The organism is Gemmiger sp. (assembly GCF_057431175.1).
Window position 1 is genome coordinate 21,380 of sequence record NZ_DBMDDV010000005.1, and the last position, 20,265, is coordinate 41,644.

Below are 20,265 nucleotides of genomic sequence, written 5' to 3' on the forward strand. Positions count from 1 at the left end.
ATGCAAAAATCTAAGTTAGACCAATTTTTCTCCATCCCGGCGGCGGCCGTTTTGATGGCCGTTGTCTGCAATGTGCTGTGGGGGTCGGCGTTCCCCTTCATCAAGCTGGGCTACCGCCTGTTTGCGATTGATTCCGCCGATACGGCGTCGATTTTGTGCTTCGCGGGTGTCCGTTTTATGATGGGCGCGGCGCTGGTCTGGCTGGCCGGTCTGGCGCTGAACCGCCGCCCGCTGCCGATGCCGCACGGCAAAACGCTGGCTTCGGCCTGCGGGCTGGGCCTGTGGCAGACCGCTGCACAGTATTTCTTCTACTACTCCGCCGTGGCGCTGCTGACCGGCGCGATGGGCGGTATTTTGAACAGCACCCAGAGCTTTATGGGTGTGATCCTGGCGCACTTTTTGTACGGCAAGGCCGACCGGATGACCCCGCGCAAGGCGCTGGGCTGTGCGCTTGGCTTTGGCGGTGTTTTGATTGCCACGCTGGGCAACCACGGCAGCGGCAGCGCAAAGGGGATGGCGTTCATGCTGATTGCCTCCGCAATCTTTGCATCGGCCGGGCCGTGGAACAAGGCCGTGACCCAGTATGCAGACAGCTTTTCGGTCTGTGTGCTGAACCTCGGTGTTGGTGGTCTGGTGCTGGCTGTGATGGGCTTTGCCATGGGCGGCGGCCTCCACCCCGAGAGCGCCGCAGGTATCCCAGTGCTGCTGTTTTTGGCGTTTATCTCCGGTGCGGGGTATGTGATTTGGGCGCTGCTGATGAAAAACAACCCGGTCTCCCGCATTGCGGTATTCGGTCTGATCATTCCGGTCATGAATGTACTGCTGTCGGCGCTGCTGAACGGCGAGCCGCTGTTTGAGTGGAACTACCTCGCCGCGCTGCTGCTGGTCTGCATAGGCATTTATCTGGTCAACCGCGCCCCGCAGGAGGCCAAGGCATGACAAACATTTTTGACACCCACGCGCACTATTCCTCGCGCCAGTTTGACGCTGACCGCGCCGCACTGTTGACTGCTCTGCCTGCGGGCGGCGTGGTGGGCGTGCTGGAATGTGCCACCCACTCCGGCGATGCCGCCCGCGTGCTGGAACTGACGCACAGTGCACCGTACTTCCACGCAGCCATCGGCATCCACCCGGAGAGCCTGATCGAGGAGGACGCCGCCACGGTGGCCGTTTATCACGGCGATTGGCGTGCCGAGCTGGCCGCCATGCGCCCGCTGTTTGAAGATAAGTCGGTCGCAGCGGTGGGGGAAATCGGTCTCGACCACCACTGGCCGGTGCCCCGGCAGGAGCAGTACGACCTGTTTGAGGCACAATTACAACTTGCGAAAGAGCTGGATTTGCCGGTGTCGGTCCACGACCGCGAGGCCCACGCCGAAATGTACGAGCTGCTGCGCAAATATAAGCCGCGCGGCGCACTGCACTGTTACAGCGGCAGCGCCGACGACGCGGCCTGGCTGGTGGAACAGGGTATGTACCTGGGCTTTGGCGGCGCTGTGACCTACAAAGGGGCCAAGCGTGCGGCCAAGGTGCTGGCCGCCATCCCGCACGAGCAGGCGCTGCTGGAAACCGACTGCCCCTACATGGCTCCCGAGCCGGTGCGCGGCACCCGCAACGACAGCCGCAACATTGCCCACGTGGCGGCGTACATCGGTACGATCTGGGACATGGACGCCCAGGCTGTGCTGGACCAGACCGCCCAAAACGCCAGGGCTTGCTTTGGCGTGTAAAATGCTGTAATATACAGATGTATATTGAATAAAAAATTCAGGAGTGACTTACCATGAAAGCACGTATCCCTAAACATCGCGAATTTATCATTGATTTCCCGCAGGATATGGATCAGGCCAAGGCTGACGAGGGCTGGAACAAGCTGAACGAGATCGTGGAGGAGTACAAGAAGGCCCACAACGGCCAGAGCGTTTACTCCGCGACCTTTATTGAGGACTGCGAGCCTGCTGTGAAGAAGCTGCAGGAAGAGTACGGCTTCAACTACACCATTCAGGAAATCAAGTAATTTGCACCGGCGGACAACTGCGTCCGCCGGTTTTTGGTTATGGCAAAGGGGGAGGCAAGAATGCAAAAGACCGTGATACGCCCGGCGGGGGAGGGGGATATCCCCGCCATCATTGCGCTGTACCGCGAGCTGGACGCCGCCATGGTGGATCTGCAGCCGGAGTTTTTCTGCGAGGCCCCGCGGGAAGAAGCGGAGATCAGCAGCGCCGTCAAGGCGCAGGATGCGGATTTTCTGCTGGCTGAGCAGGACGGCACACCGGTGGGCTTTGCGCTTGTCACCTACGCCGGGTGGACGCCCGCGTACAGCTGCGTGCTGCCCCACCGCTACGCCCGGCTGGAAGATCTGGTCGTCGGCAAGGCTTACCGTGGCCGGGGCATCGGCGGCGAACTGCTGGCCGCCGCCAAGCGCTGGGCCCGGAACCGGCGGCTGGAATGCGTAGAGCTGAATGTTTTAGCCCAGAATGAAAGCGCTGTAAAACTCTACGAGTCGCAGGATTTTGTCGAAGCAACGAAAGTTATGCGGTGTATGCTGTGAAAACCGCTCTGTAGGGGCCGGGCATGCCCGGCCCGCAGGTTTACGGTTGCACCCCTTTCGCGGTTGATTTGCAGGGCGGGGCTTGACCCCTTTGCGGGGCGTCGGGGACGCCGCCCCCTATAGGCATAACCCGCAAAGTTTCTCACTCCCGCAAATGGGCACGGCGGCCAGAGGACTGGCCGCCCTACATCCATTACAAATCCCACAACCCAAACAAAAAAGCCGGGGCGAACATTTCGTTCGCCCCGGCGGTCTTACTTCTTCGGAGTCATAGCCTCATAACCCTTTTTCGTTATTTTTCGGACTGTTTCCGCATCGTCATGGGAATCATCCTATCTTTTTGCGAATTTTGATTGCCCTTTCAGGATCTTACTAACTGTTCATTGGACTTACCCTCTGGTTCGTTATTTGCTCAAAAGCATTTGTGGAACGGAGTAATGGTCGTTATTAAGATCGTTCCTGGGGTCTGGGTCTGATGCTGAGGACCAAAGCCTCTTAACTCTAGTACATTGGAGTTTCTCCTTGGTAATCAGGTGAAATTCAGGTACTTCCTGTTCGGCGGAGTGGTGACGGTCATCTCTACCAGCCTTCTTTCTTCCTGATCTATATGTTATGCTGGGGGTCTGTTTTGACGGCCCCTGGGTCTGCTAAACGAAGTTGTAAGCAACCGTGCATCGCGTTCTTTTTGCTTTCTGTACAGGTTATGACCTGCGGCTTTGGATGCGGTCCTTATCTTGTCAGCAGGCCCAGGCCCGCCGGTGGTGAATGGGATCTTTGAAGTTTGCCATTGGACTTGAGCCTCCTTCCTTACGAATCCTAGCCGGCGGCCTTTACTTTGTCTTTCCGTCTTCTGCCCTCGTGCTGCTGGATCGGAGTCCTTAAAGTGCTTCCTTTTTCACTCCCCGACTTTAGGGAACTTCTGGAAGATCTTCTTTAAGATGTCGGTCTGTTCACGATCGGTCTTTATGAAGATTTGTTGGAAAGTGGCAACTCTTGGAGTTCTTAACTCCTTATCTCCGGCTGTTTTCTTTCTGTGACTATACTATATCACAGCCTTGGGATTTCGTCTATTCGCAGACCGCACAAGCTTTATATGCAATATTTGTGCATAATCAGGATTGATTGTTCCATATCAAAAGTGGTATAATAAATATGTTGGGCGCGTGTACGCCAACATAAAACCGCTGCTTCTTGGAAAAAAGAAGCAGCGGTTTTTCGCTATATTGGCTTCCCCCGAGGGGGAAGCTGTCGGCGGCCCCGCTCGCCGACTGATGAGGGGCAAACTTACTGTAATTGCCCATGAACGGGTTGCTGAGGCAAACTCGCCCCTCATCCGGCCCTGCGGGGCCACCGCACCCCTTCTGGCGCTGCGCGCCACCTCCCCCGTATCGGGGGAGTCTGTCCCCGAGGGGGAAGGCGTGGAGCTTTTTTACATCGTCTCCGGTGCGTTCACCTTGAACATCGTCAAAATGTTATGGATGACCCCGCGCACGGCCAGGCAGAGGGCAATGCGGCCCTGCTGCACGGTACCCTCGGCATCCAGGATGCGGCAGGCGTTGTAGAAGCGGTGGTAGGCCGACGCCACATCAATGCAGTAGCGGGTGATGCGGGCCGGGTCGTACTTCTCGGCGGCGGCGGCGATCTCAGCGGGGAAGGCGGCCAGCAGGCGGATGAGTGCCTGCTCGGCGGGGTCGGTCAGCACGCTGGCGTCCACGGCGTCCGCGCCTGCAAACTTTACGCCCTCGCTCTCGAGCTTTTTCAGCACCGAGCAGATGCGCGCGTGGGCGTACTGCACGTAGTAGACCGGGTTCTCGCTGTCGTTGCGCACGGCCAGGTCCAGGTCAAAGTCCAGCGTGGAGGAGCTCTCGCGCTGGTTGAAGAAGAACCGCGCGGAATCGATGGGCACTTCGTCCAGCAGGTCGGTCAGGGTGATGGCCTTGCCGGTGCGCTTGCTCATACGCACGGGCTTGCCGTCGCGCATCAGGTTGACCATCTGCATCAGCACAATGTCCAGGCGGCTGCCGTCCAGACCGATGGCGTCCATCGCGCCCTTCATGCGGGCGACATGGCCGTGGTGGTCGGCGCCCCAGACGTCGATGGCCTTGTCAAAGCCGCGCACGGCCAGCTTGTTGTAGTGGTAGGCGATATCGGCCGCAAAATAGGTGGGGATACCGTTGGCGCGGACGAGCACCTCGTCCTTGGCCTCCTCCTCGCTGCCGTCTTCGGTCTTGCGCTTGTTCACAACGCCGTACTTGGCGGCGTATTGGGCGCTGCGGTACATGATGGCACCGTCCTCGGCCTTGTAGCAGGCGCCGGTCTCCAGCAGCTTGTCCACCACGGCCTTGACTGCGCCGGAGTTGTGCAGGTCGCTCTCATGGAACCAGACATCGTACTCGATGCGGTACTTGCCGAGGTCGCGCTGCAGACCGGCGATGTTCTTGGGCAGGGCATCGGCCACAATGGCTTTTTTCAGCTCGTCAAAGTCCTTGTTGACGTAGGCGTCGCCGTGGACGGCGGCAAACTCCTTGGCGCGGGCGATGATATCCGCACCCTGGTAGCACTCCTCGGGCAGGGGGCAGGCGTCCTCGCCCTTGTAGAGCTGCAAATAGCGGATGGCAAGGCTCTTGCCGAACTTCTCGATCTGGTTGCCCGCATCGTTGATGTAGAACTCGCGGGTCACGTCGTAACCGGCCCAGTCCAGGCAGGCGGCCAGGCCATCGCCCAGGGCACCGCCGCGGGCGTTGCCCATGTGCATGGGGCCGGTGGGGTTGGCCGAAACGAACTCGACGTTGTAGCGCTTGCCTGCGCCAACGTCGGTGCGGCCGTACTCGGGGTTGGCCACGGCGGCACGCACAACGCTGGTGAACCAGTCTTGGCCGAGGAACAGGTTGATGAAGCCGGGGCCTGCGACCTCGAAGCGGTCAAACAGGCTGCCGCCCAGCTGCAATTTTGCGGTGATGGCCTCGGCGATCTGGCGCGGGGCCTTGTGGAACGCGCGGGCACCGGCCATGGCAACATTGGATGCGATATCGCCGTTTTTGACGTCGGCCGGGATCTCGACGATGAAGTCGGGCAGCGCAGCCTCGGGCAGGGCACCGTCAGCGACGGCTGCCTTGACGGCATCGGTCAGCAGCGCACGCGCCTGTGCCAGCGCCGCCGCACGGGGGTTGTAGTTTTTATAATCCATGATGAACCTCCTGTGGGGGATTTTTCTATGATAACGCCGTAGGAGCCGGGCAGGCCCGGCCCGCGGCTTTGCCTTTACAAAGTGCTTTCCGGTAGGTTGAGAGCCGTAGGGACAGCGCGTTTTTAAGATTCCGGCAGCTTATCGACCGTAATGTCAACAAGATTCCGGCTGATGAAACTCTCAGCACCGGAATCCAGCGTGTAGCTGAATTGCAGCTTGCCGCCGTTTTCGTCCAGCGCGTGCTCGATAACGTCAGCGGACACGCCCAGACTGATGGCACCGTACCCCGTCTCGTAATGGCAGAGGTGGCGGGTGCCCTTCTCGATGACGAGCTGACTCGTCTGCTTGCCGAACCGCAGCATCGAGACTTTGCGCGCGTCGTCGGCCACCTTTACCGTTGTCGTGCAGCCCTCGTAGCCGGTGGCCTCGGTCTCTTTGTATACAATATAGTAAGCGCCATCCTTGTGTACCAGTGAGCCGCGCGTCATCAGCTCCACGGTGTCTGTGTCGCCGCGCTGCTCCATCGTGCCCTTGATGGTGATCAGATATTTTTCTTCCATGGTGTACCTCTACTAAAAGCCTTCCCCCTCGGGGACAGACTCCCCCGATACGGGGGAGGTGGCGCGCAGCGCCAGAAGGGGTGCGGTGGCCCGCAGGGCCGGATGAGGGCAGACCTTCCGTCGTTGCCCGGTAAATGGGCGGCCACGGCAACCCGCCCCTCATCAGTCACCTTCGGTGACAGCTTCCCCCTCGGGGGAAGCCCTTTTTCCCCTAGTACGTCTCAATCGCAATTCTTTCCACCGTTCCGCCGGCGTATTCGCCTAAGAACGTGTGGGCCAGCTCGTCGAAATTGTCCGGTGTGTCGCTGACAAAATACTTCGCCGTGCCGCCGCTGGTCTTGCCGTTCAGCAGCCCCAGGTCGTCCAGCGCGGCCGCGGCGGCCTGCGCCGTCACCTTGCCGGAATCCACCAGATGCACGTCGCCGCCCATAAAATCGCCGATCATCTTTTTCAGCAGCGGATAGTGCGTGCAGCCCAAAATCAGCGTGTCAACGCCCGCGTCCTTCAGCTCCTGCAGATACTCCGAAATGATGAGCTTTGTGACCGGGTTGCCGTCGTTGAAATAGCCGTTTTCCACCAGCGGCACGAACATCGGGCAGGCCCGGGCGAAAATCTCCACCTCGGGCATCATGTCGCGGATGACCGCCGCATAGGACCCGCTGCGCACCGTCGCCGCCGTGCCGATGATACCCACTTTTTTGTTGCGGGTCGCATCCACTGCCGCGCGGGCCGTCGCGCCCACCACGCCGGTGAACGGCACGGGCAGCCTAGCGGCTTCCTCGGGCGGATAGGTCGAGGACACCGTACCGCAGGCAGCAATGATGAATTTTACGTCCTGCTGCAATAAAAAGCGGATATCCTGCCGCGCGTACTGCACAATGATGTCCCGCCCGCGGCTGCCGTAGGGCACGCGGCCGGTATCGCCAAAGTAGACGATATCCTCGCCGGGCAGCACGCGGCGCAGCTGGCGCACGGCGGTCAGCCCGCCCAGGCCGCTGTCAAAAACGCCGATGGGGCGCGGGTCCATCAGTAGGCCCCCTTCCGGCGGTGCAGGGCCAGCTGCAGCAGCTTATCGACCAGTGCCGCATAGCTCAGCCCCTCGTGCTCCATCAGCTTGGGGTACATACTGATGGGCGTAAAGCCGGGCAGGGTGTTCAGCTCGTTGCACAAAACGCGCCCGGTGCCGCGCTCCACAAAGAAGTCGCAGCGGGACAGACCCGCGCAGTTCAGCGCCAGATAGGCCTTGCGGGCCTCGGCCTTCACCTCGTCGAGCTTTTCCTCACTCAAATGGGCGGGGATGACGGTCTGGGACACGCCGTTTTTGTACTTGTCGTCGTAGGTGTAGAACTCGGCCCCGGCCAGAATCTCGCCCGGGCGGGTCGTCATGACGCTGGCGGGGTCGTCAGGGTTGCCGATGGCGGCACACTCGACCTCCTGCGCGTCGATGAACTCCTCAAACACGACCTTGTCGTCCTCGCGCAGAGCAATCTCCACGGCCTTTTCCAGCGCGGCGCGGTCCGCAGCCTTGCTGATGCCCACGCTGGAGCCGGCGTTGGCCGGCTTGACAAAGATGGGGTAGCCCAGCTTTGCCTCCACGGCGTCCAGCACCACGGGGCCGTTCAGCGCAAGGTCGGCGCGGCTGGCGGCCACCCACTTGCAGTGGGGCACGCCCGCAGCGTCCATCAGGGCGTTGGCAACGGCTTTGTCCATGCAGACGGCGCTGCCCAGCACGCCGCAGCCCACGTAGGGGATGCGGGCCATCTCAAACAGGCCCTGAATGGTGCCGTCCTCGCCGTTTTTGCCGTGCATGACCGGGGCGCAGATGTCAATGCGGACAAGCTCGGCCTTGCCGTCTTTCAGCAGCCAGATACCGTGGTCCGCGCGGTCCGGGCTGAGCACACAGGGCGTGCAGCTGCCCTGCTCCCAGCTGCCGTCGGCCATGGCCTCGGGCGTGGGGTGGCAGGCCAGCCAGCGGCCGGTCTTGGTGATGCCCACCGGGAACACCTCATATTGTTCTGCGCAGGGGCTTTGGCCCAGGGCGCGCAGCCAGGCCGAGGCCGACACGCAGCTGACCTCATGCTCGCTGGAGACGCCGCCGAAGAAGAGCGCAACGCGCAGCTTGGAATTACTATTCATCAAAAAGACTCCCTTTGTAAAATTGCGCGGCCCCTTGGGGCACACTACAAGTCTTCAGCTTATAATCATAACATATTATGCGGCCGTTGGCTAGATTATTTTTACGATTTTTTAGGCGAATATATCGTAGGGGGAGAGATTTATCCCGCCCGGCGGACTTCCTAGGCAGATGTACGGCCAAAACGCCGCCGCCCTGTAGGGACCGCACATGTGCGGCCCGCAGCTTCATGTAGGGAACCCTGCGGGGCGTCGAGGACGCCGCCCCCTACAACCGAAGGCCGCTATAAAACAAAAAACGACCCGCCATCCCGGCAGGTCAGTCGTCCAGCTTGATTTTGTAGTGGGTCAGCAGCTCGGCCTGATCAAGCAGCAGCCGCCGCTGGCTGGGGGTAAAGCTGCGGAACAGCGCCAGTAGCTGACGCTCATCGTCCTCGGCCGGGGTCTTGTGGCCAAGCAGATAGTCGATGCTGACCCCAAAATAATCCGCAATGCGCCGCAGGGTGTCGTAGTCAGGTTCACGGATGCCCTGTGTATAGTTACTGAGCGTCGAGGCACTCAAGCACAATTTGGGTGCAAGATCTTTAATTTTGATTTCTTCGCAGTCAATCAAATAGCGTAAACGTTCGTTAAATTCCATAAATTTGCCTTTTTCCATAAAACTTTGGTTTGAGAATAACAGAAAAACACAAAACGAGTTGCAAAAGCACGACTTGGCTTGACAAAGCACAAAATGTGTTATAAAATGACAATATGAAATGCCGACGTGGCGCTGAAATGTTGGTGTAAAAGAGAAAAATTTGGAGGAAAACAAGGTGTTCAAAAAACTGAAAGACAAAAAGGGTTTCACCCTCGTCGAGCTGATCGTTGTTCTGGTCATTCTGGCTATCCTGGCCGCGCTGCTGGTTCCCGCGCTGACGGGGTATATTGATAAGGCTCGCAACAAGCAGATTGTCGCTGAGACGCGCTCCGCTGTTATGGCGGCACAGACGTTGGTTGATGAGGCTTACGCTAATACGTCGAAGGCTGTTGAGGACACGACGACTGCTGCAACTGACAAGGTTGTTGTTGGCGATAAGAATGTTACTTACGAAGCAATTGCTAAACTGGCAGAATTGGATCAGACCAAGATTTCTGGCGTTATGATTACCAAGGACGGTAAACTCAAGCAGTTGATTTACAAAGATGGAAAGACTTGCTATTACAGCACTTCTACTCCTACTGACGCAGGTACGGCAATTGAGACTAATGGTAACTACTATGTCTACAACAGTGCTTCAAATGCTGCCGGTGGTAACACCCCGGGCAACAACGGCTAATTCCTTTATCTAAATGTTCTCCCACCACCTCCGTGGTGGGATTTTTTATAGCCTCTACCTTATAATACCCGCTCTGTAGGGGCCGGGCATGCCCGGCCCGCAGCCTTGCCATAGCCGCGCGGCCCCGGGTCAGCCGTAGGGAAGGAATTTATCCCTCCCGCAGAAAAGCCTCCCTTGTCAAAGGGAGGTGGACGCCGAAGGCGGCCGGAGGGATTCGGATGGGCCTTGCCCTGCACGCCGTCACCCCCGCAGCCGGGCAGGAATCCCTCCGCCTCGCTTACGCTCGGCACCTCCCTTTGACAAGGGAGGCCTTTCGACAATCCGCCCCTACAACCTCCGAAAGGCGGTTACCATGCCCCAAACACCTAAACTTTCTCCACAACAAAAACTTATAATCGTGGAAAAAATATTGGCCGGAGAGACCAGCCGCCAAGCGGCGGCGAAAAGCGTCGGCGTCAGTGTCACGGCGGTGCGCCAATGGCTGCGCATCTATGAGGCCGAAGGCCCGGACGGTCTGGCCCCGCGCACGACGTCCCGCCACCTGACCGCCGAGGAAAAACAGGCCGCCGTCGCCGCCTACCTGGCGGGGGAAGGCTCGCTGTTTGATATCTGCAAAAAATACGGCATCCGCAGTACCCAAAACCTGCAAAAAATGGTCGAGACCGTGCAGGCGGGCGGCACACTGCGCGGCTACCATGGGGCGTCGCGCCACAAGGGTACGGCCTACACCACGGCCGCCGACCGGGAAAAGATCGTGCGGGAATGCCTGCAAAACGGCTGCGATTACGGCGCAGCTGCGTTAAAATATAACGTGGACTATAAGGCGCTTGTACGGTGGGTGGGGCAGTACCGCGCGGGCGGGGCGGCCGCTTTGCACGACGCCCGCCACAGCAGCGAGGGCACAAGCCGCGCCAAGGGGCGTGAGCGCACTGTGCCGCCGACGCAGCGGCTGGTCATTGTGCTGGACTGCCTGGAAAACGAGAAAAATTACGGCGCTATGGCGCAGAAATACGCCGTGGCCTACCACCAGGTCTATCGCTGGGTGCAGCGCTACCTGCGCGACGGCTGGCGCGGCATGAACGACAAGCGCGGCCCCACCGACACCCCCGCCCCGGCGGAACATTGGGCGACCGAAGCCGACGCCGAAGCCTGGGTCAAAAACTGCCCCGGCGTGCCCAAACCCCTGCCCGGGATGCTGCGCCGCGCCGGGTGCAGTTGGTGCGTGATTGCAAAAATTTTGTTTGATCTGGCGAGGATGTGAACCCCCAAAGCCTTCCCCCATGGGGGAAGGTGGCCCCGCAGGGCCGGATGAGGGGAGAGCCTGCCGCGGCAGCTCGTGTAGGGGTTATAGCGGCAAGCCCGCCCCTCATCAGTCAGCGGTCGGGGCCGCTGACAGCTTCCCCCGAGGGGGAAGCCGCTCGGCGGAAAAATCTGCAAAAACCCTATTGACAGGCACTTGCTTTTGTGGTAAACTAATCGATGTAAAAAAAGCAGCAACCGGCAGTAGGCCGTCGGCTCACCTTGCAGGGTTTGTCAAAACCCCGGGTCATACCATGATACGCACTAGGTGCGCAACTTCGTATGTTCGGCGGCTGCTTTCAATGGCAGCCGCTTTTGTCTTTATCATACACTTGTGGGAGGTGTGTTACAATCGCCAGCAACAGCAAATCCAACGAACTGGAGATCAATGAGCAGATCCGCGACAAAGAGATCCGCCTGATCGGCGCGGACGGTGCACAGATGGGCATTATGAGCCCCCGCGATGCACTGAAAATGGCTATCGACAAGGACCTTGACCTGGTCAAGGTCGCACCGCAGGCCAAGCCGCCGGTGTGCAAAATTCTTGATTACGGTAAATACCGGTTCGAGATGCAGAAAAAGGAAAAGGAAGCCAAGAAAAACCAGAAAGTGGTTGAACTCAAGGAAATCCGCCTGTCTCTGAACATCGACACCAACGACTTCAACACCAAGGTGAATCAGGCTGCAAAGTTCCTGCAGCAGGGCCACAAGCTCAAGGTGAGCATCCGGTTCCGCGGCCGCGAAATGGCGCATACCAGCTTAGGTCTGGACGTCCATAAGCGTTTTGCCGAGGCGTTGGTGGGCAAGGCCGTCATCGACAAGCAGCCCAAGCTTGAGGGCCGCAGCATGATGATGTTCATGTCCCCCGTTCCCAACAAGTAAGAAAGTAAACTCTCTAGGAGGAAACAACAATGGCTAAAATGAAGCTCAAGACCCTTTCCGGCGCCAAGAAGCGCTTCAAGATGACTGCTTCCGGCAAGATCAAGCGCAATGCGTCCAAGCGCCGTCACATTCTGACCAAGAAGACCACCAAGCTCACTCGTGGCCTGCGTATGCCCAAGTACGTTGACAAGACCAACGAGGCTACTGTCAAGAAAATGATGCCCTACGGTGGCTAATCGCTACGACATTTAAAGGTCAGTTTACTACCAGTTATAGACAAAGGAGATATAAAACATGGCTCGTATTAAAGGCGCTACCATGACGCACAAGCGTCGTGCTAAGACTCTCAAGCTCGCAAAGGGTTACTACGGTGCTAAGTCCAAGCACTTCCGCATGGCCAAGCAGGCCGTTATGAAGAGCGGCAACTACGCTTTCGTTGGCCGTAAGCAGAAGAAGCGCCAGTTCCGCAACCTGTGGATCACCCGCATCAACAACGCTGTTCGTGCTCAGGGTATGAACTACTCCACCTTCATGAACGGCCTGAAGAAGGCCGGCGTCGAGCTGAACCGCAAGATGCTGTCTGAGATGGCCATCCACGATCCCGCCAGCTTCAATGCGCTGGTTGAGACCGCCAAGAAGGCTCTGTAATAGCTTGCTAAAAAGACTCGCGCACACGCGCGAGTCCTTTTGTGTTTAAAGGGGAAAATGGCAAAAAAGCGGGCAACCAAGGAAAGCTCTCCCCTCATCCGGCCTGCGGGCCACCTTCTCCCCCAAGGGGAGAAGGCTTGAGGCTGTGGAGCCTTCCCCTTCGGGGGAAGGTGTCGGCGGCCCCGACCGCCGACGGATGAGGGACGGCCTTCCGGCAGACTGCCGTTTCTCTTTATTCACACAATTTAGTTGATTTTATACAAAAGGGGCGCTACAATGGAAACGATCACCAGCCGCGATAACGCCAAGATCAAATACGCCTGTGCTGTACGCGATACCGAAAAGCAGCGTGCCGCCGACGGCGTGTTCTTTGCCGAAGGGCCAAAACTCTGCCTGGAACTGGCGAAAAGCTGCACGCCGCGCGTGGTGTATGCCACGGCGGCGGCGCTGGCCAAAACGCCGGAACTGGCAAGATTCGACCCCGCCGAGATCGCGCCCCATGTGGCGGAAAAGCTCAGCGGTACCAAGTCCAACCAGGGCGTGTTTGCGCTGTTTGAGACGCCCGTGCCGCCCGCTGACATTTTGAACACGGCCCGCCGCATCCTGGCGCTGGAGGGCGTGCAGGACCCCGGCAACGTGGGTACGCTGCTGCGCAGCGCCGCGGCCTTCGGCTTTGACGCCGTCGTGCTGGGGCCGGGCTGCGCGTCGCCTTTGTCGCCCAAAACGCTGCGGTCCTCGATGGGCGCGGCCGGGCGACTGCCGACGCTGCACACCGAGGATTTACCCGCGGCGCTGCAAAAGCTGCGTGCCCGGGGCGTCACGACGCTGGCAACGGCGCTGTACCGTTCCCGCCCGCTGGACGAGGCCGGAAACGACTTCCCGGGCGGGCTGTGCGTCGTCATCGGCAGCGAGGGCCAGGGCCTGACGGATGCCACCGTCGAAGCCTGCGACATGGCCGTGCGCATCCCGATGACCGACCGTGTCGAGAGTTTGAACGCCGCCGTGGCGGGCAGCGTGCTGTTGTGGCATTTCAGGGGCGTGTAAGCAGACATCCGGAAGCTGCTGCGCGGCGGCCAGAGGACTGGCCTCCCTACGGGGCAACAGCGGGCGTAGGGCGGGCAGTCCTCTGCCCGCCGCTATGCAGCCGAGAGGATAAAAGGGGGCATCCACCATGGACAAAACACTGGCTTGGCTCTGGCTGGCGGATGCCGTCGGTTCAGGGTGCCAATATGCGCGGGAACTGCTGGACCTGTACCCGGACCCGGCGGAACTGTACGATATCCTGCGTGTCGGGACCGAGGCCCCGCCCGCCTGTTTGAGCGCCCACGCGCTGGCACAGCTGCGGGATACGACGCCGTTTGACTATGAGGAACGGCTCGACCACTGCCTGTTGTCGGGCATCGATATCCTGACGCCCGACGAGGGCACCTACCCGGACCGCCTGCGTGATCTGCCCGATTTGCCGCTGGTGCTTTACGTGACCGGCAGCGCTGCCTGCCTGAACGGCGGGCGGTACGCGGGCATGGTGGGCACCCGCCGCCCCAGCGCCTACGGGCGGCAGGCGGCGTTTGACCTGTCTCTGGCGATGGCACAGGCGGGCGTGGTGCTGGTCAGCGGCATGGCGGACGGCCTGGACAGCGAAGCCCACCGCGCCGCCGTGCAGGCGGAGGTGCCCACCGTGGCGTTCCTGGGCACGGCCATCGATAAGACCTACCCCGCCGCCAACGCCAAGCTGCGCACCGCCATCGAAAAGGGCGGCGGTGCGGTCTGCAGCGAGTACCCGCCCGGCTACACAGGCCGCACGACCGGCACATTCTTGGCCCGCAATCGGCTGATTGCCGCCCAGAGCGAGGTGCTCTGCGTGGCCGAGGCCCGCACCCGCAGCGGTACGCTGAACACCGTGGGCCACGCCGAGCGGCTGGGCCGCCCGGTGCTGGCCGTGCCCGGCAGCATTTACAGTGCGTTGAGCGAGGGCACGAACGAACTGCTGTGTACCCACCGCGCCGAGCCGCTGTGCAAAGCCGCCGACGCGCTGGACATACTGGGGATTGGCGCAGAGACCGCCGACCCGGCACAGCAGCGGTTTGACCCCGCCGCCGTCAGCCCCGACGCGCAGGCAGTCTACGCCGTTTTGAAGCCCACGCCCCAGGGCATCGACGCCCTGTGTGCCGCCGCCCGCCTGCCCGCCGGCCGCGTGCTGGCGGCCTGTACGGAGCTGGAACTTATGGGCGGTGCACAGGCCCAGCCGGGACGCAGATATATTGCGCTATAAGATAATAGATAAAAGATAATAGATAATAAAAAAAGGAGTGCGCACAGCGCAAAATTTTGAGCAGGCCAACGGCCTGCGATCCACAATCTTTCTTATCCTTTATCTCTTATCTATTATCTAAAATACTTTTTCATTGAGGTAGCTTATGCCGAAATTAGTCATCGTGGAATCCCCTGCCAAGGCGAAAACCATTGGCAAGTATCTGGGCCGTGGCTATAAGGTCACAGCCAGCATGGGCCATGTGCGCGACCTGCCCGCCAGCACGCTGGGCATTGATGTCGAAAATGGCTATACACCGAAATATATCACCATCAAGGGCAAGCAGAAACTCGTCAAAGAACTGAAGGCCGAAGCCAAAAAGTGCGACGGCGTGCTGCTGGCAACCGACCCGGACCGCGAGGGCGAGGCCATCAGCTGGCACCTGGCGAACATTCTGGGGCTGGATCCTGCCGCGCCCAACCGCGTGACCTTTGATGAAATCACCAAAAAAGGCGTCAAGGAGGGCATGGCCCACCCCCGCGCCATCAACATTGACTTGTTCAACGCCCAGCAGGCCCGGCGCGAGCTGGATCGCCTGGTGGGCTACAAGCTCAGCCCGTTTTTGTGGCGCAAGGTCCGCAAGGGCCTGTCCGCAGGCCGCGTGCAGAGTGTGGCTGTGCGCCTGATCCGCGACCGGGAAATTGAAATTGAAAATTTCAAGCCCGACGAGTATTGGAACATCGACGCGCTGCTCCACGCCCAGGGCGACAAGAGCGAGTTCACCGCTCGCCTGGCCGCCACCGCCGACGGCAAAAAGCTGACGGTGACGAACAAGGCCCAGGCCGACGGCATCCTGGCCGCGCTGGACGGCAAGGACTACACCATTACCAAAATTGAAAAAGGCAAGCGCCGCCGCCAGCCCGCGCCGCCCTTCATCACCTCGACTTTGCAGCAGGACGCCAGCCGCGCCTTTGGCTTCTCGGCCACCCGCACGATGCGCGCCGCCCAGACATTGTACGAAGGCGTGGACATCACGGGCCACGGCACCGTGGGCCTCATCACCTATATGCGTACTGACTCTCTGCGCATCGCCGCCGAGGCCCAGGCCGCGGCCAAGACCTTTATTGCTGACCGCTGGGGCGAGAATTACGTCTGCAAGACCGCCCGCAAGTGGAAGAGCCGTTCCGCCACCGCCGCCCAGGACGCCCACGAAGCCATTCGTCCGTCTATGCCGGAGCTGACACCCGACGAGGTCGAGCAGAGCATCAGCGGCGACACCGCCAAGCTTTACCGCCTGATTTGGAGCCGCTTTATGGCAAGCCAGATGGCCGACTGCATCCAGGATACGGTGTCCGCATCCATCACGGCGGGGGATTACCTGTTCCGCGCGTCGGGCTTCCGGGTCGCGTTCGACGGCTTCACCGCGCTGTACGAGGAATCCACCGACGACACGAAGAAGAAGGAAACGGCCCTGCCCCCGCTGGAAGAGGGCCAGAAACTGGCGCTGAAAAAACTGACGGCGGACCAGAAATTCACCCAGCCGCCGCCGCTCTACACCGAGGCGACGCTCATCCATGCGCTGGAGGAAAATGGCATCGGCCGCCCATCCACCTACGCGCCCATCATCACGACCATCGTCGACCGCGGCTATGTGGAGAAGGACCAGAAAAAGCTGAAAACCACCCCGCTGGGCCAGGCCGTCAACACGGTCATGATGGAGCAGTTCCCGAATATCGTGGACGTGAAATTCAGCGCTGACATGGAGAAAAAGCTCGACGTCGTCGAAGCCGGTCAGGCCGATTGGGTCAAGACCATCGACGATTTCTACCAGGGATTTTCCAAGAGCCTGGAACAGGCCGAGAAGAACATGGAGGGCAAGCGCATCAAGGTCGAGGATATCCCGACCGATGAGATCTGCGAAAAATGCGGCCGCCCCATGGTCATCAAATCGGGCCGGTACGGCAAGTTTGTGGCGTGCTCGGGCTTCCCCGAGTGCCGCAACGCCCACCCGCTGGTCAAGGACACTGGCGGCCTGTGCCCACTGGACGGCGGCCATATGCTGGTGCGCAAGAGCGCCAAGGGCCGCGTGTACTACGGCTGCAGCAACTACCCCAAGTGCAACTATATGACCTGGGACGAGCCTGTGCCCGAAAAATGCCCCCAGTGCGGCAGCACCCTGTTTAAAAAGAAGGGCCAGCTGTACTGCGCCAAAGAGGGCTGCGGGTTTGTGAAGGCGATTGAGAAAAAATGACCGCTTTAAAGCCTCCCCGCAAAGGGGAGCCTGAGAGAGGACAAGTATGCAACTTAACATTATCGGTGCCGGCCTGGCAGGGTGCGAGGCGGCGTTGTGGCTGGCGGACCGCGGCGTGCAGGTTGACCTGTACGAGCAGAAACCCACAAAATTTTCCCCCGCGCATAAAAGCGAGGGGTTTGCGGAACTCATCTGCTCTAACTCCTTGAAAGCCGAGCGCCCGGATTCCGCATCCGGCCTGCTCAAAATCGAGATGAAGATGATGGGCAGCCACCTGTTGGACGCCGCCGAGACCGCCCGCGTGGCGGCAGGCGGTGCGCTGGCCGTCGACCGCGATGTGTTTTCCACCGCCGTGACGGAAATGGTGGAAAAGCACCCGAACATCACGGTCCATCGCGAGGAAGTCACGGCTCTGGACGAGAGCGCTCCGGTGCTCGTCGCCAGCGGCCCGCTGACCGAGGGGGCGCTGGCCCAGGCCGTGGCGGCGCTGACCGGCGACCATCGGCTGAGTTTTTACGACGCTGTTGCGCCCATCGTGACCGCCGAGAGCCTGGACTATGACAAGGTCTTTGCTGCATCCCGCTATGGCCGCGGCGAGGCCGACTACCTCAACTGCCCCTTTAATAAGGAAGAGTATGAGAACTTCCACGCGGCGCTCATCGCCGCCGAGCGTGCGCCGCTCCACGACTTTGACGGAGACCTGACCGTCTACGAGGGCTGTATGCCGATTGAAGTCATGGCCGCCCGCGGCGCGGATACGATCCGCTTTGGGCCGCTGCGACCCGTCGGCCTGCGGGACCCGCGCACCGGCCACCGCCCCTGGGCCGCCGTGCAGCTGCGGGCAGAAAACACGGCCCGCACGCTCTACAACCTCGTTGGGTTCCAGACGAACTTAAAGTGGGGTGAGCAGAAGCGGGTGTTCAGTATGATCCCCGGCCTGGAACACGCCGAGTTTGTGCGCTATGGCGTCATGCACCGCAACACGTTTTTGGAAAGCCCCAAGGTGCTGACCAAGCAGCAATTCCTGGCTGATCACCCCAACGTGTTCTTTGCCGGGCAGATCACCGGCTTTGAGGGCTATATGGAGAGCGCGGCCAGCGGCCTGCTGGCGGCCCACCAGATTTTGGCCCGCTTGCAAGGAGGCGAACTGCCGCCGCCCCCGGCGGCGACGATGTGCGGCGCACTGCTCGACTACATCACGACGCCGAACAAAGACTTCCAGCCGATGGGTGCAAACATGGGCATCCTGCCCCGCACCGAGGAGATCAACGCTATCCGCGATAAGCGGGAGCGCTACATGGCGCTCTCGCAGAACGCCCAAGATGCCATGCGTGCATGGACGGAGGAATACAAATGAAAATTTTAGTGGATGCCATGGGCGGTGACAACGCCCCGCTGTGTGTATTGCAGGGTGCAAGCCAGGCAGCAGCAGAGTTCGGCGACGGCATGACTCTCACGCTGCTGGGCGAGGAAAAAGCCATCCGCGACTGCGCGGCAGAAAATAAAATCGACCTTGCACCGTTTGAAATCATCAACTGCACCGAGAACATCGATATGCACGACGACCCGGTCAAGGCTGTGCGCCACAAGAAGGATTCCAGCCTTGTCAAGGGCCTGACCATGTTGAAGAACGGCGAGGGCGATGCCTTTGTCAGCGCCGGCTCCACAGGTGCGCTGCATGTCGGCACCAGCCTGATCGTGCGCACCGTCAAGGGGGTCAAGCGCCCGGCGCTGGCCACCCCGATGCCCGGCGCCAAGCAGAATTTCCTGCTGCTGGACTGCGGCGCGAATGTCGAGTGCCGCCCCGAAATGCTGAATGCTTTCGGCACGATGGGCAGCGTCTACGCGGAAAAGGTCATGGGCCGCACAGCGCCCAAAGTTGCACTGGTCAACAACGGCGCTGAGGACACCAAGGGCACCCCCACCTACCGCGAGGCGCACCAGCTGCTGAAGGCGAACCCCTGTATCCATTTTGCCGGCAACATCGAGCCGCGCTACATCATGGACGGCGAGGTGGACGTCGTGGTCTGCGACGGCTTTGTCGGCAATGTGGTCTTGAAATTGACCGAGGGTGTTGCCAAAACGCTGCTGGGGATGCTGAAAAAGATCTTCCTGCAGAACCTCATCACGAAGCTCAGCTACCTGGGCATCAAGGGCGGCCTGGGCGAACTGAAGCGGATGATGGACTCCGAGGAAGTCGGCGGCGCACCGCTGCTGGGCGCGGCCAAGCCGGTCATCAAGGCTCATGGTTCCAGCCACGCCAAGGGCATCAAGAACGCCATCCGCCAGGCCAAGCTCTGTGTAGCCAACGACCTGTGCGGCACGATGGAGAAGGCGCTGGGCGAGGTGGCCGCGCAGAAGGAAGAAGAAGCGGACGCTTAAAAGTAAAGCTGCCTTGCAGGGGCCGGGCATGCCCGGCCTGCAGCATAAAAAATACAGCCTGTAAAAGGGCAAGCAAGATAAGGTTGAGGGCCGGGCGTGCCCGGCCCCTACGGATTAACCGGAAAGGTGAAAGAAATGGCCCACAAGCCGGAAGAATTGCAGGAAGTCCTGCACTATACATTCAAAAATCCTGCGCTGCTGCGCATTGCATTGACCCACACCAGCTTTGCCAATGAGAGCAAGGTCGCTACCACCCACAACGAGCGGCTGGAATTTCTGGGCGACAGCGTGCTGTCCGTCGTCGTGGCGGACTACCTGTTCCACCAGTCCGGCCGCCCCGAGGGCGAGTTGACCCGGATGCGCGCAAGCCTTGTCAGCGAGGACGCGCTGTTCCAGTTTGCCCAGGAGATCCACCTGGGCGAGTACCTGCGCCTGGGCCACGGCGAGGATCTGGGCGGCGGCCGCAACCGGCCCAGCGTCGTGTCTGACGCGTTCGAGGCCGTCATTGCCGCACTGTATCTGGACGGCGGCATGGAGACCGCCCGCAGCTTCATCCTGCCCTTCATCACCGAGGGCAAGACCGCCGAGGACGACTACAAGACCCGTTTGCAGGAGGTCGTGCAGCAGGATCCCAGCGCCGTGCTGAAATACGAAGTCACCGGCGAGACCGGCCCCGACCACGACAAGCAGTTCACCGTCTGCGTCTGGCGCAACGGCCAGCTTTTGGCCGAGGGCAAAGGCCGCAGCAAGAAAGCCGCCGAACAGCACGCCGCAAAGGTGGCGCTGGAAAAACTGCAGTAATATT

20 protein-coding genes are annotated in these 20,265 nt (G+C 60.4%); 15 read left to right on the plus strand and 5 right to left on the minus strand.

Annotated features, from left to right (window positions below):
* Genes ACZO0A_RS03390 through ACZO0A_RS03405 form a run of 4 tightly spaced genes read left to right on the plus strand, consistent with a single transcriptional unit; the run spans position 1 to position 2,548 of the window.
* Positions 1-939, plus strand: a complete 939-nt coding sequence (locus ACZO0A_RS03390) for a DMT family transporter (protein ID WP_215692953.1) — start codon at positions 1-3, stop codon at positions 937-939.
* Positions 936-1,727, plus strand: coding sequence for a TatD family hydrolase (locus ACZO0A_RS03395; protein WP_486846036.1), 792 nt, complete (start codon positions 936-938; stop codon positions 1,725-1,727). The genes ACZO0A_RS03390 and ACZO0A_RS03395 overlap by 4 nt, the downstream gene beginning before the upstream one ends.
* Before the next feature lie 53 nt (positions 1,728-1,780).
* On the plus strand, positions 1,781-2,014 hold the full coding sequence (locus tag ACZO0A_RS03400; RefSeq protein WP_294828092.1) for a methylenetetrahydrofolate dehydrogenase: 234 nt from the start codon (positions 1,781-1,783) through the stop codon (positions 2,012-2,014).
* 60 nt (positions 2,015-2,074) lie between these two features.
* Positions 2,075-2,548 carry a GNAT family N-acetyltransferase gene (locus tag ACZO0A_RS03405; protein ID WP_302376085.1) on the plus strand — a complete coding sequence of 158 codons (474 nt, stop codon included), beginning with the start codon at positions 2,075-2,077 and terminating at the stop codon, positions 2,546-2,548.
* Between the two features lie 1,429 nt (positions 2,549-3,977).
* On the opposite strand, the gene argS is transcribed toward ACZO0A_RS03405, so the two are convergent.
* The 5 genes from argS to ACZO0A_RS03430 form a co-directional block, all read right to left on the minus strand.
* Positions 3,978-5,735: an arginine--tRNA ligase gene (gene argS / locus ACZO0A_RS03410; RefSeq protein ID WP_302376084.1), complete on the minus strand. Its 1,758-nt coding sequence runs from the start codon at positions 5,733-5,735 to the stop codon at positions 3,978-3,980.
* 122 nt (positions 5,736-5,857) lie between these two features.
* Positions 5,858-6,295, minus strand: coding sequence for a YwiB family protein (locus ACZO0A_RS03415; RefSeq protein ID WP_215692944.1), 438 nt, complete (start codon positions 6,293-6,295; stop codon positions 5,858-5,860).
* A 211-nt stretch (positions 6,296-6,506) separates the two neighbouring features.
* A complete protein-coding gene (murI, locus tag ACZO0A_RS03420) occupies positions 6,507-7,322 on the minus strand; it encodes a glutamate racemase (RefSeq protein WP_302376083.1) in 816 nt (271 codons plus the stop codon).
* Entirely contained in the window at positions 7,322-8,431 is a 1,110-nt protein-coding gene (locus ACZO0A_RS03425; protein ID WP_294719323.1) for a D-alanine--D-alanine ligase family protein, read from the minus strand. The genes murI and ACZO0A_RS03425 overlap by 1 nt, the downstream gene beginning before the upstream one ends.
* A gap of 316 nt (positions 8,432-8,747) precedes the next feature.
* On the minus strand, positions 8,748-9,068 hold the full coding sequence (locus ACZO0A_RS03430; protein WP_302376082.1) for a helix-turn-helix domain-containing protein: 321 nt from the start codon (positions 9,066-9,068) through the stop codon (positions 8,748-8,750).
* Positions 9,069-9,228: 160 nt separating this feature from the next.
* Between ACZO0A_RS03430 and ACZO0A_RS03435 the strand changes: the two genes are divergently transcribed.
* The 11 genes from ACZO0A_RS03435 (at position 9,229) to rnc (ending at position 20,261) form a co-directional block, all read left to right on the plus strand.
* Positions 9,229-9,747: a type II secretion system protein gene (locus ACZO0A_RS03435; RefSeq protein WP_302376081.1), complete on the plus strand. Its 519-nt coding sequence runs from the start codon at positions 9,229-9,231 to the stop codon at positions 9,745-9,747.
* Positions 9,748-10,099: 352 nt separating this feature from the next.
* Positions 10,100-11,008: a helix-turn-helix domain-containing protein gene (locus tag ACZO0A_RS03440; protein WP_302376080.1), complete on the plus strand. Its 909-nt coding sequence runs from the start codon at positions 10,100-10,102 to the stop codon at positions 11,006-11,008.
* 353 nt (positions 11,009-11,361) lie between these two features.
* A complete protein-coding gene (gene infC, locus ACZO0A_RS03445) occupies positions 11,362-11,928 on the plus strand; it encodes a translation initiation factor IF-3 (protein ID WP_374116781.1) in 567 nt (188 codons plus the stop codon).
* A gap of 29 nt (positions 11,929-11,957) precedes the next feature.
* Positions 11,958-12,164: a 50S ribosomal protein L35 gene (rpmI, locus tag ACZO0A_RS03450; RefSeq protein WP_291208555.1), complete on the plus strand. Its 207-nt coding sequence runs from the start codon at positions 11,958-11,960 to the stop codon at positions 12,162-12,164.
* 58 nt (positions 12,165-12,222) lie between these two features.
* The gene (gene rplT / locus ACZO0A_RS03455; protein WP_078783376.1) at positions 12,223-12,576 is read left to right on the plus strand and encodes a 50S ribosomal protein L20; all 354 of its coding nucleotides are present in this window, start codon (positions 12,223-12,225) and stop codon (positions 12,574-12,576) included.
* Positions 12,577-12,852: 276 nt separating this feature from the next.
* Positions 12,853-13,620, plus strand: a complete 768-nt coding sequence (locus ACZO0A_RS03460) for a TrmH family RNA methyltransferase (RefSeq protein ID WP_215692937.1) — start codon at positions 12,853-12,855, stop codon at positions 13,618-13,620.
* Positions 13,621-13,747: 127 nt separating this feature from the next.
* Positions 13,748-14,848, plus strand: coding sequence for a DNA-processing protein DprA (locus tag ACZO0A_RS03465; RefSeq protein WP_291208566.1), 1,101 nt, complete (start codon positions 13,748-13,750; stop codon positions 14,846-14,848).
* 145 nt (positions 14,849-14,993) lie between these two features.
* Positions 14,994-17,078 (plus strand): type I DNA topoisomerase, encoded by a 2,085-nt coding sequence (gene topA, locus ACZO0A_RS03470; protein ID WP_294780660.1) that lies wholly within the window; start codon positions 14,994-14,996, stop codon positions 17,076-17,078.
* A gap of 46 nt (positions 17,079-17,124) precedes the next feature.
* On the plus strand, positions 17,125-18,435 hold the full coding sequence (gene trmFO, locus ACZO0A_RS03475) for a methylenetetrahydrofolate--tRNA-(uracil(54)-C(5))-methyltransferase (FADH(2)-oxidizing) TrmFO (protein WP_302149746.1): 1,311 nt from the start codon (positions 17,125-17,127) through the stop codon (positions 18,433-18,435).
* A complete protein-coding gene (gene plsX / locus ACZO0A_RS03480; protein WP_302149747.1) occupies positions 18,432-19,460 on the plus strand; it encodes a phosphate acyltransferase PlsX in 1,029 nt (342 codons plus the stop codon). Before trmFO ends, plsX begins: the two co-directional genes overlap by 4 nt.
* Positions 19,461-19,595: 135 nt before the next feature.
* A complete protein-coding gene (gene rnc, locus ACZO0A_RS03485; protein WP_302376079.1) occupies positions 19,596-20,261 on the plus strand; it encodes a ribonuclease III in 666 nt (221 codons plus the stop codon).
* Positions 20,262-20,265: the final 4 nt, after the last annotated feature.

Excerpts from the sequence above, each read along its gene's own strand:
- rnc (WP_302376079.1), top strand. The coding sequence starts at position 19,596 with ATGGCCCACAAGCCGGAAGAATTGCAGGAAGTCCTGCACTATACATTC.
- ACZO0A_RS03400 (WP_294828092.1), top strand. The coding sequence starts at position 1,781 with ATGAAAGCACGTATCCCTAAACATCGCGAATTTATCATTGATTTCCCG.
- rplT (WP_078783376.1), top strand. The coding sequence starts at position 12,223 with ATGGCTCGTATTAAAGGCGCTACCATGACGCACAAGCGTCGTGCTAAG.
- murI (WP_302376083.1), bottom strand. The coding sequence starts at position 7,322 with ATGGACCCGCGCCCCATCGGCGTTTTTGACAGCGGCCTGGGCGGGCTG.
- ACZO0A_RS03440 (WP_302376080.1), top strand. The coding sequence starts at position 10,100 with ATGCCCCAAACACCTAAACTTTCTCCACAACAAAAACTTATAATCGTG.
- topA (WP_294780660.1), top strand. The coding sequence starts at position 14,994 with ATGCCGAAATTAGTCATCGTGGAATCCCCTGCCAAGGCGAAAACCATT.
- trmFO (WP_302149746.1), top strand. The coding sequence starts at position 17,125 with ATGCAACTTAACATTATCGGTGCCGGCCTGGCAGGGTGCGAGGCGGCG.
- ACZO0A_RS03395 (WP_486846036.1), top strand. The coding sequence starts at position 936 with ATGACAAACATTTTTGACACCCACGCGCACTATTCCTCGCGCCAGTTT.
- rpmI (WP_291208555.1), top strand. The coding sequence starts at position 11,958 with ATGGCTAAAATGAAGCTCAAGACCCTTTCCGGCGCCAAGAAGCGCTTC.
- plsX (WP_302149747.1), top strand. The coding sequence starts at position 18,432 with ATGAAAATTTTAGTGGATGCCATGGGCGGTGACAACGCCCCGCTGTGT.
- argS (WP_302376084.1), bottom strand. The coding sequence starts at position 5,735 with ATGGATTATAAAAACTACAACCCCCGTGCGGCGGCGCTGGCACAGGCG.
- ACZO0A_RS03390 (WP_215692953.1), top strand. The coding sequence starts at position 1 with ATGCAAAAATCTAAGTTAGACCAATTTTTCTCCATCCCGGCGGCGGCC.
- ACZO0A_RS03405 (WP_302376085.1), top strand. The coding sequence starts at position 2,075 with ATGCAAAAGACCGTGATACGCCCGGCGGGGGAGGGGGATATCCCCGCC.
- ACZO0A_RS03460 (WP_215692937.1), top strand. The coding sequence starts at position 12,853 with ATGGAAACGATCACCAGCCGCGATAACGCCAAGATCAAATACGCCTGT.
- ACZO0A_RS03425 (WP_294719323.1), bottom strand. The coding sequence starts at position 8,431 with ATGAATAGTAATTCCAAGCTGCGCGTTGCGCTCTTCTTCGGCGGCGTC.
- ACZO0A_RS03430 (WP_302376082.1), bottom strand. The coding sequence starts at position 9,068 with ATGGAATTTAACGAACGTTTACGCTATTTGATTGACTGCGAAGAAATC.
- ACZO0A_RS03465 (WP_291208566.1), top strand. The coding sequence starts at position 13,748 with ATGGACAAAACACTGGCTTGGCTCTGGCTGGCGGATGCCGTCGGTTCA.
- ACZO0A_RS03415 (WP_215692944.1), bottom strand. The coding sequence starts at position 6,295 with ATGGAAGAAAAATATCTGATCACCATCAAGGGCACGATGGAGCAGCGC.